At 35.0% G+C, this 16,900-nt stretch carries 13 protein-coding genes; 1 reads left to right on the top strand and 12 read right to left on the bottom strand.

Annotation, left to right across the window (positions count from 1 at the left end; translation table 11 throughout):
- Nucleotides 1-32: 32 nt before the first annotated feature.
- From hutH to LN893_RS06980, 12 genes are all read right to left on the bottom strand, one after another.
- The gene (gene hutH / locus LN893_RS07035; protein WP_229969096.1) at nucleotides 33-1,523 is read right to left on the bottom strand and encodes a histidine ammonia-lyase; all 1,491 of its coding nucleotides are present in this window, start codon (nucleotides 1,521-1,523) and stop codon (nucleotides 33-35) included.
- A gap of 10 nt (nucleotides 1,524-1,533) precedes the next feature.
- Nucleotides 1,534-2,931 carry a histidine--tRNA ligase gene (hisS, locus tag LN893_RS07030; RefSeq protein ID WP_229969095.1) on the bottom strand — a complete coding sequence of 466 codons (1,398 nt, stop codon included), beginning with the start codon at nucleotides 2,929-2,931 and terminating at the stop codon, nucleotides 1,534-1,536.
- A 103-nt stretch (nucleotides 2,932-3,034) separates the two neighbouring features.
- On the bottom strand, nucleotides 3,035-4,417 hold the full coding sequence (locus LN893_RS07025; protein ID WP_229969094.1) for an undecaprenyl-phosphate glucose phosphotransferase: 1,383 nt from the start codon (nucleotides 4,415-4,417) through the stop codon (nucleotides 3,035-3,037).
- Between the two features lie 143 nt (nucleotides 4,418-4,560).
- On the bottom strand, nucleotides 4,561-5,664 hold the full coding sequence (locus LN893_RS07020) for a glycosyltransferase family 4 protein (RefSeq protein WP_229969093.1): 1,104 nt from the start codon (nucleotides 5,662-5,664) through the stop codon (nucleotides 4,561-4,563).
- Nucleotides 5,665-5,898: 234 nt separating this feature from the next.
- A complete protein-coding gene (locus LN893_RS07015) occupies nucleotides 5,899-6,567 on the bottom strand; it encodes an acyltransferase (RefSeq protein WP_229969092.1) in 669 nt (222 codons plus the stop codon).
- Between the two features lie 100 nt (nucleotides 6,568-6,667).
- Complete coding sequence (locus LN893_RS07010) at nucleotides 6,668-7,969, bottom strand: O-antigen ligase family protein (protein WP_229969091.1); 1,302 nt, start codon at nucleotides 7,967-7,969, stop codon at nucleotides 6,668-6,670.
- A gap of 29 nt (nucleotides 7,970-7,998) precedes the next feature.
- Nucleotides 7,999-9,171, bottom strand: coding sequence for a glycosyltransferase (locus tag LN893_RS07005; protein WP_229969090.1), 1,173 nt, complete (start codon nucleotides 9,169-9,171; stop codon nucleotides 7,999-8,001).
- Nucleotides 9,172-9,176: 5 nt separating this feature from the next.
- Nucleotides 9,177-10,469 (bottom strand): O-antigen ligase family protein, encoded by a 1,293-nt coding sequence (locus LN893_RS07000; protein ID WP_229969089.1) that lies wholly within the window; start codon nucleotides 10,467-10,469, stop codon nucleotides 9,177-9,179.
- A gap of 26 nt (nucleotides 10,470-10,495) precedes the next feature.
- A complete protein-coding gene (locus LN893_RS06995) occupies nucleotides 10,496-11,392 on the bottom strand; it encodes a glycosyltransferase family 2 protein (RefSeq protein WP_229969088.1) in 897 nt (298 codons plus the stop codon).
- Nucleotides 11,393-11,404: 12 nt separating this feature from the next.
- Nucleotides 11,405-12,532 (bottom strand): glycosyltransferase family 4 protein, encoded by a 1,128-nt coding sequence (locus LN893_RS06990; protein WP_255709928.1) that lies wholly within the window; start codon nucleotides 12,530-12,532, stop codon nucleotides 11,405-11,407.
- Between the two features lie 199 nt (nucleotides 12,533-12,731).
- On the bottom strand, nucleotides 12,732-14,036 hold the full coding sequence (locus LN893_RS06985; RefSeq protein WP_229969086.1) for an MOP flippase family protein: 1,305 nt from the start codon (nucleotides 14,034-14,036) through the stop codon (nucleotides 12,732-12,734).
- A 39-nt stretch (nucleotides 14,037-14,075) separates the two neighbouring features.
- Nucleotides 14,076-15,254 carry a glycosyltransferase family 4 protein gene (locus LN893_RS06980; RefSeq protein WP_229969085.1) on the bottom strand — a complete coding sequence of 393 codons (1,179 nt, stop codon included), beginning with the start codon at nucleotides 15,252-15,254 and terminating at the stop codon, nucleotides 14,076-14,078.
- A gap of 709 nt (nucleotides 15,255-15,963) precedes the next feature.
- On the opposite strand from LN893_RS06980, the gene LN893_RS06975 reads away from it, so the two are divergent.
- Nucleotides 15,964-16,875, top strand: coding sequence for a chain length determinant protein (locus LN893_RS06975; protein ID WP_229969084.1), 912 nt, complete (start codon nucleotides 15,964-15,966; stop codon nucleotides 16,873-16,875).
- Nucleotides 16,876-16,900 lie beyond the last annotated feature (25 nt).

The raw sequence follows: 16,900 nt of genomic DNA, 5'->3' as shown, positions 1-16,900 counted from the left end.
AGCTAGAAATGCTTCATAAAGGAAAAGTAATATTACATACCATAGCTACGCAAAAACATGATGCTTTTCTCTATGTCCGTATGTAATATTCTATCAGTAGAAACGAAAGGAACAGCTTCTCGGTATGCTGCTATCAATTTTTCTAGTGCTGGAGAGGTTTGCAAAGGTCGGCGGAACTCTAAAGCCTGTGCTGCATTCAACAATTCTATGGCCAATACCCGCTCTACGTTTTGCACTACCTTGTGCATTTTGGTAGCAGCGTTGGCACCCATACTTACATGGTCTTCCTGGTTGTTGGAAGAAGGAACGGAGTCGATGGAGGCTGGTGTACAGAACTGTTTTGTCTGGCTTACAATGGAGGCAGCAGTATGTTGGCTGACCCTGTAGCCAGAATTCAGGCCTGGTTCAGCTATCAGGAACTCTGGCAAGCCGCGCGTACCAGCGTTAAGCTGGTAAGTACGCCGTTCTGAAATACTACCCAACTCCGCCAGTGCTATAGCCATAAAATCAAGCGCCAAAGCCAACGGTTGCCCATGGAAATTCCCCCCAGAAATGATTTCATCTTCCTCAGGAAAAATACTGAGGCTGTCTGTCACGGCGTTGATTTCTGTTACGAAAACCTGCTCTACGTACTGTATGGCATCTTTAGAGGCACCATGTACCTGTGGTATGCAGCGGAAGGAATACGGGTCCTGCACATGTGCTTTAGGTTGTTTAATTAGCTCACTTCCTTCTAAGGTTTCTGTCAGTGTCTTCGCTGTCTGCAATTGCCCTTTGTGCGGGCGGATGCGGTGTATCAGTTCATGAAAAGGCTCCAGGCTGCCATCAAAGGCATCCAGCGAGAGAGCAGCCACTAAGTCTGCCTGTGCTGACAGCCGCTTTGCCTGTAACAAAGCAGCAACACCGTAAGCAGCCATAAACTGTGTACCATTTAGTAAGGCAAGCCCTTCTTTTGCCTTTAAGCTGATAGGTTCCCAACTAAACATTTCGAGCACATGCTTACTATCGAGCTTATACCCTTGAAAATGCACTTCACCCAAACCAAGAAGAGGCAGGCAAAGGTGCGCCAAAGGAGCCAGATCGCCGCTAGCCCCTAAAGAGCCTAACTGATACACCACTGGGTATACCTCACGATTATAGAAGTCGATGAGGCGTTTTACCATTTGCACCTGCACACCACTATGCCCATAAGCCAATGACTGCACCTTCAGCAACAGCATCAGTTTAACAACTTCCTGTGGTACTTCGTCTCCCGTTCCGCAAGCATGCGACATCATGAGGTTGCGCTGCAGTTGCTCTAGGTCACCTGTAGAAATTGCCTTTTTACTAAGTGCTCCTAAACCAGTATTTATACCATGAATTGCATGGTCTGCAGCCGTTATTTTCTGGTGGAGGTAATCATAACACGTTTGTATTTTCTGTTCGGCTTCTTCAGACAGCGCCAACGTATAATTTCTGCTGATGATTGTATGTATCTCCTCCAGGCTTAAAGGCTGGCTGCTGATATAATGTACTTGGCTCATGAAGTAATGCTTAAGAGTTAAGTTTGGCGATAACCTCTTCCAAGGTACTATCTTGCTGTTCACCAGTTTGCATGTTACGCAGTTTCAGCTTGCCTGTCGCTATTTCTTCTGAACCGATCAGGATAACGTAAGGAATATTTTTCTGGTCAGCGTAACTCATCTGCTTTTTCAGCTTTGCCGCCTCAGGATATAATTCCGAAGCAATGCCAGCATCACGCAGCTGTTGTAGAAGAGGGAGCGCATAAAGCTCTGATTCTTTATCGAATTGTACCAAAAGCACCTGCGTACCTAGTTGTGTACTGTCGGGGAACAGCTGTAGCTCCTCTAACACATCGTAAATGCGGTCTACGCCAAACGAGAAGCCGACACCAGATACGCCAGGCATACCAAACATGCCTGTAAGGTTGTCATAGCGGCCACCACCGCTAATGCTGCCCATGCTTACGTTGTTCACCTTCACCTCAAATATGCAGCCTGTATAATAAGAGAGGCCTCTGGCCAGCGTCACATCCAGCTGCAGCCTTGGGTTACCCGATTCGTTTTGTGCTGTTAATGCCTGGCTCTTTAGGCTTTTCAGATATTGCCACACTTGGTGCAAGTCCTGTAGTCCGCGTTGTCCTTCTTCAGTATTCCCTAAAATAGTCTGTAGCTGCTCCAAAATATTTTCGTTAGAGCCTGACAGCGCATAGAGTGGTTCCAGTTTGTCTATGGCAGTTGCCGCAATGCCACGTTCCAATAGCTCCTTACGCACACCTTCCTGCCCAATTTTATCGAGCTTATCAATAGCTACACAGATTTCGCTTTCTCGACCTTTCTCACCAATGGCTTCTGCTATGCCCGCTAACACGCCACGGTGGTTTATTTTGATGGTGAAGTCCGTTAAGCCAAGCGTGGTTAGGGTTTCGTTTATCATCTGCACAATCTCTGCCTCGCAAAGCAATGAATCGGTGCCCACTACGTCGGCATCGCACTGGTAAAACTCACGGTAGCGCCCTTTCTGCGGCCGGTCGGCCCGCCACACAGGCTGGATCTGGTAACGCTTGAACGGAAAAGTTATCTCGTTACGGTTCATAACTACGAACCGCGCAAAAGGTACCGTTAAATCGTAGCGCAATGCTTTTTCAGATATTTTGCGGGTAAGGTGCTTGTGCCCTTGCTCTATATCAGCAGCATTGGTTTTAGATAGAAAGTCGCCTGAGTTGAGGATTTTAAAAATAAGCTGATCGCCTTCATCGCCATACTTGCCCGTGAGCACCGAAAGCTGCTCCATGGCAGGCGTTTCGAGTGGCAGGTAACCGAACTTCTCAAAAGTGCGGCGAATAACTCCAAAAATATAGTTACGCTTTACAACTACGGCAGGTCCAAAATCGCGCGTGCCCTTCGGTATAGATGGTTTCTCTTTGCTCATGCATCAAATATTTGAAGGCAAAGTTAGTAAATGAGGGGGAAAGGTGAGAAAGGTTAGAGATAATAAGTGGTTGTGACAGCCTTGTGATGATGATTAGCAAATGTTAAAAGACATCATTATCTCCTTTGAAAACATTATAAACTGTGACGAAAATAATTTTGAGGTCTAACAGGAATGACCAGTTCTCCAGGTAAAATATATCTAGTTTAGCTCGGCCTCTTATCTGGTAAATGGTAGTAGTTTCGCCACGATAACCGCGAACTTGTGATAATCCTGTAATTCCTGGTTTAACAAAGTGCCGCACCATGTATTTCTCTGCCACAAGAGCATATTCTGAATTTGCTTTCAACATGTGAGGCCTTGGCCCTACTATAGACATCTGCCCCATCAGCACGTTAAAGAACTGGGGCAACTCATCCATACTTGTTTTTCTTAGAAAGGCTCCAACAGGAGTGATTCTAGAATCCCCACGGCGTGCAAGCTGAGAGTTTGCTTCTGTGTTCACATACATCGACCTTAACTTCCAGCACTTAAACGTTTTGTTTTTTATGCCTGAACGCTCCTGCTGAAAAAATACAGGCCCCTTCGAGTTCAGTTTAATGATAATTGCTAAAATAGGCAGAAGCCACGAAAGCAAAAACACAATGACAAAGAGGGAGAAAAAGATATCGAAAATACGTTTAATGCTTTTATTAACTACATCGTCTAATGGTATCGATCGTGTAATTAAAATAGGAAAAATACTGTCTAGATCGATTTTTAGACTTTGGTTGAAAGTAGTGTTAGATTCGGGTAAGAACTTTAACCTGATTAAATTATTGTCCACAAAATCAATTAGCCTCGTAATCTGCTGTTTATTTACTTCAAACGGGCAACAGTATATTTCATCTATATGATTATCGAGTACAAAACGCTCTAAGTCTTCTATTTTGCCAACAACATCTTCTTTACCCTCTGGCGCATTATCGAAAAAGCCATAAAAGCGATAACCGAATTCTGGGTGCTGTACTAAATATTTTTTTAAATCGCGGCCTGTTTGACCATAACCAACAATAATGAATCTTTTAAGATTGAATCCCTTTAGCCTATAATATCTAAGCCCTGAAGTAACAAGAAGTCGCCAAGAGACTATGATGAAGAATAAGCTGATATAGTTAATTATTAAAAATTCTCTTGTGATGAAGGTAAGATCAAAGATGTTTTGTAGCGCCTCAATTAGAACTATGTATAAAGAGAGTGGTTTTAAAACCTCAAGTACTATATATCTTCTGCGGTTTACGTGGGTTGATTTATATGAATTTAAAAGTCTTACACAGGCTAACCAGGCAAGCATGCAGTATGGCAGTACTCTAAAATGCGGGCTGTTTAAAAAGCTTTCTTGTTCTCCCTTTGTAAAATAAAAAGCTGTAGCAGTAGATATAGCAATTACTGCTAAGTCTCCTGTAGAATGAATTAAACTAATGTATTTTGGGTAGAATCTTGGCATTATGGTTTGCTAATAAAAGCCAAAAATAATGAAAATGAATAATGCTGAAAAGCAACAACAGGCTTAGTTATGCTTATTCTTCATCAGTATTAAAGCAATAAAGAAAACTTGTAGCATTAAATATTTTCTACTGCTGCATCTGTTTAAACATTGACTTTGCTTCTGATAAACGAGGCAAGCTTATCTTTGAAAACTGCTCTACTAAATCTTTCGGCATTTTCTCTGATAATCAAAGGATCTAATGGCACTTGCAAAGCATCAAATTTAAGTATTGCCGCAGTTAGTGATTCAAACGTTTGCTCTTTGTACAGAAAGCCTGTTTTTCCATCTATTACAGTCTCGCAGGCTCCACCTTTGCCATAGGCAATGACTGGTGTTCCACAAGCCTGCGCCTCAACTGGTACAATCCCAAAGTCTTCTTCTGCGGCAAACACAAAAGCTTTTGCCCGTTGCAGATGGCTTTTTAGCACTTCATAAGGCTGATAGCCTAGCAGCGTTATGTTACTTGTTGCTTTTGCCTTAATCTTATTATAGTCTGGTCCCTCACCGATAACAATCAGTTTCTTGTCTGGCTGGTTTCTGAACACCTCTACAATAAGGTCTATCTTTTTATAGGGTACAAGCCTGGACGCTGTTAAGTAGAAATCCTCTTTGTGTGGCTCTAAGGTATAGTTTTCTACTTCTACAGGTGGGAAAATAACGGTGGCGTCACGATTATACACCTTCTTAATTCTTCTGCTTATATATGCTGAGTTCGCTATGAAATAATCAACGCGGTTTGCTGTAGTGTAATCCCACATGCGAATATAATGCAAAATGGCTTTAGCAATGAAGCCCTTAAAACCTCTCTGAAGTCCAGACTCTTTTAGATATTGATGATAAAGATCCCAAGCGTAACGGATAGGAGAGTGGCAATAGCAGATATGGACTTGATTGGCACTCGTAAGAATTCCCTTAGCTACTGCATGGCTACTCGATAGAATTAAATCATACCTGGAAACATCAAGTTGCTCAATTGCTATAGGCATAAGCGCAAGGTAATTCCTATAATGCTTTTTAGCGAAAGGAAGTTTTTGAATAAATGTGGTAGTAACTTTTTTGTTAAGTATATGCTTTCTGAGGTGTTCTGGCATAAATTCTATGACAGAAAATAAATCAGCATCTGGAAACATTTGTATAAGTTGTTCTACTACTCTTTCTGAACCAGAATAGTCTACAAACCACTCATGTACTATCGCTACTTTCAATTTATTCTACTTTAGGAACTAATAAAGGCACCCTATTTTAACTTTGGTACTTCTATAATAATTATACAAAGTTAGCTAGTTTGATATAACGAGGATAGATATTGAAGTTTTTAATTAATTTCTAAAATATACAAGCCTTCAAATTAAAGAAACTAGTATCTCGTTAATCTAAAACTATACATGACTATTTAAACTTTACTGGCTGCTTTTGAGCACTTGTTAATAACTATTTTCTCACCATGTGACATTTCTCTTTATAATTTTTGCTGGGTTTCCTGCAATCAAAACATTTTCTTCATAAAATTTATTCTTAACAACTGTGTTCGAGGCTACTACGCAACCTTTAGGTATTACTGTACCCTTGAATATTGATACATTAGAGCCAATCCAAACACTATCACCAATGGAGATTCCTAATGAATTATTTTCTTTTTTTTCTTCATATTGTATCTGGTGGAAGTCTTCGTCTAAGAACTGGCAGTTCCAGGATATTGCACAATTTTTACCTATACTCAGTCTATGCATGATAATAATATTAGTGAATGGATTTATGTAACTACCACCTCCAATTTGAACAACTGCATTTTTTCCTATATCAAGTCTACATCCTCTACTTATAGAAAAATTTCCTAAGATTTCTAATCTTCCTTTAATATTCAAGTAGGTAATATCCTTATTATGTACGAACCCAACATAATCTACACCTATCTTAAGCAAGCCTTTAACTGAAATGTTTCTCAAGCCTTTAATTATTGTGTTCTGGTGAGAGATAATGTTCTTTCCTTTTACCTTGAAATAAAAGTACTTCACTAAAACTATATAAAAATTTGAGTTTGACTTTTTGCAAATATTGTACAGCTTTTTGAGCATTTCCACATTATTTTGCAAACTTAAATTTTGCATGGAATAAGAGTTTAACTTATTATTTACAGATATTCTTAACTAATTTGACTGATTTTGTCTTAAAATTCATTTTGCTACAATGTTCGAGATTACTTTCATTCTATAGCTTTCCTTTTGAAGGCAAGTCAGTATTAAGAATGAAATTTCTGATGAAGAGGAAACTGCTGAACAGAGCAAAAAAAGCAACCCCAGAATGTCTAGATAGAATATTTTCAGTAAGAAAGCTTATAGAAATAAACATAATAAAGCCAAATAAGAATATGTCTTTACTAATAAAGCTTCTATGGAATATATAGAAAATAAAACTTAAGAATAAAATTATTCCGATAAGACCAGAAGATAACCAAAAGTCAATGTATTGATTATGGGTATTGTAATCAACGGTTTTATAATCATTATAACCTTCGATAGGAAACCTTGTATAGCATTTGTTTAACGAACTTTGTACTTCAGACCTTCCTACACCAACTAACCAATTTTCTTTCAAAATGTCTAAGGAGCAAACAATTATCCCAACTCTAATGTTTGTTGAATTATACTGGTTAATGCCTTGGGGATCCCATGGGCTTCCAGTAGGTGGGTGAAGAGATGTATTTGCGATCTCATCAATGCGATGAGATATGGTTGGTATTTTAGATAAAAGAAATAAAGTGAATGTTAAAAGAAATAAAAGTATTAATGTTCTTTTAATGCTTTTGAAATACAAGATGAAAGAAGCAACTAAAGTTAAGCAGAAGGCAATAATTGCCATCCTGGCAGAGAATAAAAATGTTCCAACAAATAATTCAATTCCAATAAGAGTTAAAACTATTTTGTAATAGGACTTTAGTTTTTCTTGCTGAAGAATATAAACGATAATGATACAACTAAATAAGAACCATATGCCTAAATAGGGAAGGTGGGTATTAGTAAGCTGTGTATAAGCATTTCTAAATATAGGATTGTACAAATTATCTTCACTAAATCTGGAAAAGAACCCATTTATAATTAGATATAGTAAAACATAGCTGTTTAAAATAAAGCAACTAAGTATAAATATTACAAAAAAAAGGAGAGCATGCTTTTTTTTAAAAGCATGCTCTCCTAAAGCAAAACCTATTGGAATCAATGGGATTGATAAATTTCTTTCTAAATAGTAAAGAGCTTCTCCCTTTTCATCAGAAATCAAAAAACCGATAGATTGGACGATAAAAGGTATTATCAAAATCAGATAAATTTTGATAGTGCCTTTGGATATTTTATAACCACTTTTTTTAGCAACAAATATTGATGAAATTAACCAAATTGCTACTAATGAGGTATAAATGGGAATCTTAAAAAGGGGAAAAGCAAAAAGAGCAGCTGTTAAAACTACCCATAATTGTTCTAACTTTTGACCCTCTTTTTCTAAATGTGTTACCATGATATTATTATTAAAACATAAGTCATATTTTAATGTACTTCTTGCTTGTGCAGCACCCTTATAAATTCATCTAATATGAGATCATGATTGTGTTCTATTAAAAATCTTTGAGCATAAGCTGCTATTTTTTTTCTTTCTGTAGTTGACATGAGCAATTTTTTTATGGAAGATTTAAACTCATTTGGAGAATTTGCTTCTAAATAATGTTGTCCATTAATAAGCCCAGTTCCTTCTATTCCAACTCTTGTTGATACTAAAGGTAGTCCTTCAATGATAGCATTGATAGATTTGATTTTCACACCAGCACCATTTAGCATAGGATTAACAAAAACACTTGACCTTTCATATATATACTCAAGGTTAGTTACATCAATGTGATATTCTATCGATTTATAGTTATTAAGTTTGTTTTCAAAGGTAGAGATATCATGCCCTCTTGTGCTTCCTATAATTAAAAACTTATAATCAGGAACAGATACTAAACCTGGATGAACATTCTTAAGGTACCACAAGATAGCTTCTTGATTATTGGGCATAAAAAGAGAACCGACAAAAACAACAGTATTACCTTTAAGTTCTCTCGTCTTAAATTCTTTTTTATCAATTGGAGTTGGTAAAAACACTGATTGATATTGATCTTTTTTTTCTTGATTATTGAAGGAAGAAAATTCTGTAAAAGAAATAAATAAAATATTTTTTATTTTTTTAAGCAGAATTTTTTTTGTGTAAAATTTAAATTTAATAAACTCACTAAAGTAATATAAAGAATTAAGCAGTGCATCACTGCTTAAAGCAAGTTTTTTAAAATATTCTTTTTCATCATTATGGCTTCTTAGAACAAGATGAGTAGATTTTAACGATTTATTTTCTAAAATCAGCCCGACATAGTCGCCTTCAAGAAGTGTAATATCATACAAATCATTTAGGACTAATTCCTTTAACTTTTGTCTTGACTTAACCTGTAATGGGAACATTGAAAATAGATCAATAATCTTGTTTTCTCGGCTTATTAGATAAACTTTATCTACAAAATTTTTAACATAATCTAAATCTTCTTTGTTTGGCAAGTCCTTAACAGTTGCTATTAAATCAACTTTATTCCCCATTTTAACTAAAGAGATAATTCTTCTCCATATGTCAACACCTCCCCCATAATTAGCTGGATATGGAAAGCTGGGACTTACTATGAGTATCTTCTTCATGAAAACTATTCTGTAATAATTTTTTTGTAACATACTTTACAAAACACCACCAAAGCAAAGAAAATAATTATGTTTGGTTTTGTCATTAAAGTCTCTGTCAACAAACCTGTAATAAAGAAGTAAAGCATTCCTAGTAGTAGGGTGTTATTTACTTTACTATAATTCAGGAGATTCAAGTAAAAGTAAAAGAAAAGTAAGAATCCTGGAATTCCTAACATTATTGTCCATTGTCCCAATTCTGAAGAAGGAGATATGTTTTTGTCTCCGTTGTCTTGTTTACCCCAATTCTTAACTTCGTCTGCCCTGCCTCCAGTTATAGATGCTACTAAATGGGCTGGCTCCTTTACATATTCAACAAAGTAAGCATAGTAGAGGCCTCCAGTACCTAGTGGGTAAAAGAGAGTGACATAAAAGCTATTTATAAAGGATGAGGTACGAGTAACCACTGAAGTATAGTTTTGTAAATCTGATTTAATATGTTCAGTTACTTTAGGAATGACATAAAATAAGGAAAGGATAAAGATGAATGCGGAAATGAATAATAATTTTATTTTTATTTTCTTTCTCAGAAGAATAAAAATAAAGCTAACCATTACAACAGTTATTAGAAACATTTTTGAGGTTGTAAAAGTGAAATAGATAAGGGTGAAAGCAATTACAATAAAGAATTTTACAGAATGTTTTCTAAAGTTATTATAGGTAATCAAGCTCCCAGTTATCAGTAAGACAATGACACTTCCTGTCCAACTTGATTCTGCTGTAAGTAGTCGTACTCGATAGTATGGAGGTATTGAAGCGTGATATTCTGAAAAAGAGGTTGGAATAGTATATAATTCAAAAGTTAGAATTGGGATGTATAAAAGAGTTACAATAAAAAAACATTTTGAAACTTTTTTTATATCACCTATTTCTCTCATCACGAAGAACGTGTGTCTAAACAAGAGCATAAAAGATAAATAGTAAGTAATAACCTTAAGACTTTTAACTACTATGTTTTCACCTAAGGCAATGAATGTTCCTTCTTTGAAAAGCCATAATGAGACATTCCCTAAGCTGGAAAGGAATAAGAGAAATATAAATATTAAAAAAATAAGGTTAATGAAGTTAAATTCCTTTTCGTGTTTTTTGGATAAAAAGACTAACTCAGTTAGCAAGAAAAGCGGTGTAAGGAAAACAATAGGGTTTCTCGCTATTTCACCAAAATAATCTACTGTTTTCAGATCTTGTACAGTGGATAGAAATATTGTAACTACCAGCCAAATTTGCCAGAAAGAAGATTTTTTTACCTTCAGCTTCAATGTTGTTGTTTTATAAGTTTTATTGATTAGGCAGTTCTTGCCTTTAGTTTCCTAACACCTGTTAGAAGGCTTCGAACAAATTTGTTGTCTGTTCTTTTAATAGCTAACTTTAGCTTAGCAATCTGGTGGTAAAAGAATAGTTGAATAGGGTTCAAAAGATTTAGTTCCGAAAGAGTGGTAAATATTTCATTAAACCCAACTTTAGCTTGTGTACTAGAAACACCTTCTAAAGAATAATTTGTAATAATATGAGGAATATAACTAAAACTTTTTTGAAGAGTGAACGCTCGAAGTATGAATTCCCAATCTGCAGCAATCATATAGTTTGTTCTATACAAACCTATTTCTTCATAAATTTTTTTTCTAATGAATGTAGCTGGGTGATTTAATGGCATTTCTGTAAAAGAGTACCTTGTAATTATTGTGGGAGGTTTAAGTGTAAATAGTTTTCTGCAATCTTTTATATAATTTACGTCTCCATGTATTATATCTCCTCCATTTTTTAAGTAATGTTCAGCTATTTTAGATATTGCTTCAGGTTCATAAAAGTCATCTGCATTAAGTAAGCCTATAAGTTCCCCTGATGCTAAAGTTATTCCTTTATTCATAGCATCATAGATACCTTTATCTTTCTCGCTAACAATATAGGTAACGCTATTTTTGTATTTATTTATAATTTCTAATGTATTATCTGTTGATCCAGCATCAATTATTATATACTCTATGAACTTATAATTCTGTTCAATTACACTCTTAATTGTTCTTTCTATTGTAGATTCAGCATTGAAAACTATAGTTATTATAGAAATATAAAGGCTTGAATTATCTAAAGTCTCTGTTTTTCTATTTTTAAGATTTTGTAAATGTTGGTAAAGAGCCTCCTTATAACCATCAATAGTAGGTAAATCAATTAAGTACTTCATTATTGACTGTAATTATATCGTGGATACCTTTTGTAGAACCGAATATATCATACTAGAATAATTTTCGATAGTGAAATTGGCTTTTGTACTTTTTATGGCTTCTTGGCTCATTTTCTTATACAGTTCAGGGTCATTTGCTAACAAGCTCATTTTTTTGAATAAATCAACTGCATCTTTTTCATATAAAAGGCCGTTTACATTATTGTTTATTAACTCTGGGGTTGCAGAACCATTATAACCAATTACAGGGATACCTCTAGCCAGTGCTTCTACAGTTACCCTCCCCATTCCTTCTGTCCTTGAACACATTAATAAGATGTCAATGTTATTATAAATTTCCTTTGTATCTCTAAGATAGCCAGTGAATTCTACTTTATCTTGAATTTCTAGTCTTTTACACTCTTGTTTTAATTTCTGTACATAATACTGGGGCCCATCACCTACAATCATTAAACTTGCATTCTTGTGTTGTTTGTAATAAAAATGAAACGCTTCTATAGCTTCCTCTTGCCCTTTAGGGGGGTGTATAAACCCCACAATTCCAAACTTTATATATTTCTTGGTGTCAATATTTCTGACTAGTGATATTGCTGATCTAGAGATTACACCATTATAGACAACCTCAGTTGGACATGTTATATTTCCTAACCGTTCTCTTTGAAGATATTTTGATATTGTTATTACATATTTAGCCTTGTTGAACAAAGAAGTCATCAATCGATTCCCTATTGAATATTTAAGTCCATAATCCTCAGATAATAGTTCTCGTATATGCCAAACATGGGGTTTTTTCATTATTAAGGCTAATAATGCGCCAACTCCTGTTATAGATGTATTAGTATATAAAATGTCAGGAGAACATTTCTTGATCTTGTACAAATAGTACGGCATTAAAAGAATAGTCGGTACTATTTTAAATGGAACTTTAAGTAGCTGCCATTTCTTACTGTACACCCAATTAAAATATGGAAGGATCATAAAAGGAACCTTCCTATTAGTAAGTTCATCTGTTAAATCTCCAGATCTTGGACAAAGAACAACAGACTTAACATTGTACTCTTCTAGTCCCTCAATCATATTTAGTAAAGAATGGTTAGCGCCGTAGAGTTCAGTATAGTGGGTTATAAATAAAACAATCATTCAGAGATAGTAAAAAATAATTTAACAGGAATAACCTGATCATTAACAAAAGCAAAATAAATATTGCTCTAATATCGAACAATATTTTTGAAACTTCTAAACAGAAAAGACCACTCTTTGACTTGTTTACTTTGGTTGTATAAGTTGTTCATATTTTAGAAACTTCAAGCTATCATCACTTTAATGAAGTCTTTATTAGTTAAAGCGATTTTTTTAAAACTTTTATAAAATTTATGGTTGGTACAAGTGCATACAAATATGTAGTCAAATTAATTGCTATCATCCTTCTTGTTAAGAACCACCAGTTTGGAACTATTAGTAGCGCCATTGTAACAGTAATACTTATTGCAACCCATTCAATTGAGTGTTGGCTTGCAGTTATTATAGAGAAAGGTATAACAGCTAGTGTGAAAAGGTTCCAAAAGAACTCAAGATCAGTTCTGCCTGTAGCAACTACTAATGATCCTATCGGATTTGCTACAGATCTTATCATCATACAAATAGATAAGATTCTTACTAGCATCACAATGTTGATAAAATCTGCTCCATACATTATCTTTATTATAAGTGGAGCAAATAATATAATGCATATATATATCGGTATGTTAACAGATGATACTAAATTTACAAGTTTTAAGTAGTTATTTCTTAGAGAATCCAACTCATACTGATATCTTGAAAGAACTGGAGCGGCCACTCGTGTTAGTATCGGATTTATAACACTGTAGGGACGAAGTACTAGTTGCTTAGCTAGGCTATAGCCTCCTAGTGTCTCAGAACCGAAGAATTTTCCAATTAGCAATATGTCTAAATCTCGATTAACATAATTGATAATTTGCCCACCAGTTTGATAAACTCCTATTCTTATAAAAGGCTTCACTTCTTGGAATCTATATCTAAATTGTATTTTATTGCCTTGAACAATACCAAGCAGAAAATAAAGGCAATTAGAAGTCAAAGCTTTAAACAAAGAAGAGTATACTAATGAATAAACTCCGAGCTTGTAAACTGCGAGAAGTATGGCTACAGCGAGAGATAATATTGATGTTGAAATCTCAATAATTCCAACCCTTTTGAAGTTCAGATTCTTTTGCTCAATTACTTGAAACTGCCTGCCTAATGAAGAAAAAAGCAGACTTACTCCCATTATAGGGAGTAAGTTCAACAGACTACTTTCGGAATAAAACTCAGATGCTAATGGACTGATAAGTACAATAATGAGATACAGCAAAAAACTAAATAAAATATTTGTCCAGTATAAACTAGAATATTCATTTTTATTGATGTTCTGCTTATGTAAAATAGCTGTTGATAATCCCATATCTTGAAACAACTCCATAAATCCTAATATAAGTAAGACTATGGCCATCAAACCAAAGTCAGATTTATCTAGGTATCGCGACAGTATGGAGAGTCTTAGAATACTGGTTAACGCTAAAACAAGAGTGGAAGCTGTTGTCCATTTTACTCCTTTAATGGCTTTTGCCTTGATGTCAGAGCCCATTTATTTATTATTTCTTTTGATTATCTCCTCTTAATATGATCAGCTGTGTTTCTTTTTGAGACAAGCTCTTTGAAGTAACTCATACACTGAATTAATTCTTTTATGTGGGTTATTTAACTCTGAAATACTTTTTCTTCCTTCTTTTCCCATCCTTTCTGCTAAATCAGGATTTTTGAGTAACGTTACTATTCTATTTCCCATACTTTCATAATCAAATTCTTGTACCAGGTATCCTGTTCTCCCTTCAATTATATATTCAGGGAACCCATTATGAATAGTAGCAACTACAGGTAGCTCAAAAGCAGAGGCCTCAGCAGGGCTATTAGGGTAACCTTCCTGGTCACCATTGATTGCTATTACACTATGCTGAGCATAAACCCAGTGACTCCTTAGAATTTTGTGAGCTTGTTTTTGATCTAATTCACCTAATAAATTAACTGCACTAGAAAGCCCTAATTTGACTATTCTTTTCTCAACCTCTTGCTTCAAAGGTCCTTCTCCAATAATGTTAAGTTTAGCATTAGGTATCTGTTCCTTGACGATAGCAAAAGCATGTAACAATGCAAGTGGGTTTTTTTTGTTTGTCAGTCGCCCTAAAAATATCACTGATGGATCTGCCTTTTTCTTTTCGCTCCAGCTTTCTGGAATTATATTCTCTACATCTATACCATATCTTATAACTCTTATTTTTTCTGAATGACAACCTTTCAATATAAGTAGTCTCTTAAGATGAAAAGAAGGTGTGATAATGAAGGCAGCTCTGTTAAATACATTTTCTATTTCTCTAGTATAGGTTGAGGAGCTAAAAGCTGAGCTTGCATCTACTCCATGAAAATGCACAACAAATGGAATTTTGTTCTCCCAAAGGAATCTTTGTACATATATTGCTGGTTGACCGAAGTCAATATATGCGACATCAGGCATATCTACCTTATTAAGTATATTTAATTTTTTATAAACTTGACGTTCATTGTACTTAAACGTAGCACTTTTCTTTATTCTTAATACATTTTCAAGTTCTTGGACTAGCATAAATCCTATACTGTCAGTATTGTGGTTTAAGAAAATGGTGTTTTTTGATATCTTGTTATTAGATTTTTTCAAAACAACATTTATAAAAGAATTTGGGCCTGCTTTCTTCTCTATGCCAGCTACCAAATCATAAATGAACGTTTCGGAGGTTCTGACCATATGATCAATAAAATATGCTACTTTCATTTCTTTTTTATTGTACTAGTTACAAATAACACTAATATGTGACATCTTCCAAATTTGCTACTTGTTTACATAAGATTTTGTAGTTGTAACACTTGCTTTTGAAATCTTTAGAGCCTGGTTTAATTTGATATAAAAATTTCTTTTTGGTGAATTAGAAAAATTTGAATCGTTGAAATTAGCTCATATGAGCACATTCTTCAATTTTAATTTATCAAAGGCTGTGTATACCTACTTTAACAAATCAAAACAGCCTCTTAATGAGTTTATAAGGTGGACTATTTGTACTGCCATTGCATTTAGGAAAGTTCTTGTTCTTGCGATATTATATAGAATAAATAGTAGAGTATATGAAATTATAATGAATAGAATTGGAGCAGACCTGTACTATAATTTTTGTCTGTAGTTAATTAAGTGCTAAGCTTAAAACTATATATTAGTTCTCTCAACTTGGTGAAGTTGTTTACAAAGGTACTAAGTTACAACTCATAATTTGTTGTTTATTACATTAGGACTCTTGGGGCGTAAAATAATCGGGTCTTATAAATTAATCTCTTTTAGTAATGAGAAGTATATCCCACATACTAGAAGTCTAATATTTTTTATAATTAAAGTAAAGATTAAATTGCTATAATAACGAAATCTATCTAAAAGGAATAAGAGTATTATGGGCTTCTGAAACTATACTTGTATATTTGAGTCAAAAAAAAGTATGCATCAAGTAGAGGAACCTGATAAAAGCAGAGTGCGAGACAATCATGATGAAATTGATCTGGCAGTTGTTTTTGAGTATGTGGGAAGGTTTTTTAAGAGAATTGGGAGAGGCGTAGGATATGTGTTCTTCACTATTCAGCGCCGTATTGTTATGCTGACTTTACTTTCTCTCTTTGGCGTTGCACTGGGTTTTGCTGCTTATAAAGTTACCAAGCCTTATTATTCTGGTGCAATGACTTTTGTGCTTTCTGATATAAGAAATGAGTTTGTTGAGAATCAGTTAGATAAGCTTCGCATTGCTGTGGAAGAGGATAACTTTTTGGCTATTTCAGAAATGCTTGATATTAGCCAGGACGCTGCTAGAGACATAAAAGACATGGAGTTTTTTAGCCTTGATGCTGAAAGAGTAGCAGAAGACAGTATTTTAACAGGTTCTCCTTTCCGTATCGAATTATTCTTGTACAATAACAATCTTTTTGCTTCAATGGAGCCAGCGCTCGCTAATTACCTTGAAAGTAACAGATACTTTTCTAAATTGAAGCGAATCAAGCAACGAGAAATGGAAAGTATGATATCTAAGCTTGAGGAAGAAATAAAGTCTATTGACAGTGTCAAAACCACTGTAGTATCTCCGCGTGGCCCTGTTAATGGGTTCGTTTTTGGTCAACCCATTGATCCAACAAACTTATACCGAGAAAGTATTTCAATGTATCAGAAGCAGGTTGATTTGGAAGCCGAGTTAGATCAGCTAGATAACATTCAAATTGTAAATGGTTTTGCACCTCATTTGCGTCCTACTGGACCAGGACTACTTAAATATACTGTAATTGGTGGTCTCGTTGCATTTGTTACCGGTGTAATTTTAGCTTTAATTTTACAAGCACGTAGTCGTAAGAAGTTGACATACTAGCTCCTTATATAACCATTATATAAAA

The sequence above is a fragment of the Pontibacter harenae genome, assembly GCF_020907245.1.
Lineage (GTDB): Bacteria > Bacteroidota > Bacteroidia > Cytophagales > Hymenobacteraceae > Pontibacter > Pontibacter harenae.
The sequence above is the reverse complement of the archived record's forward strand: the minus strand, read 5'-3'. Positions and strand labels throughout refer to the sequence as shown.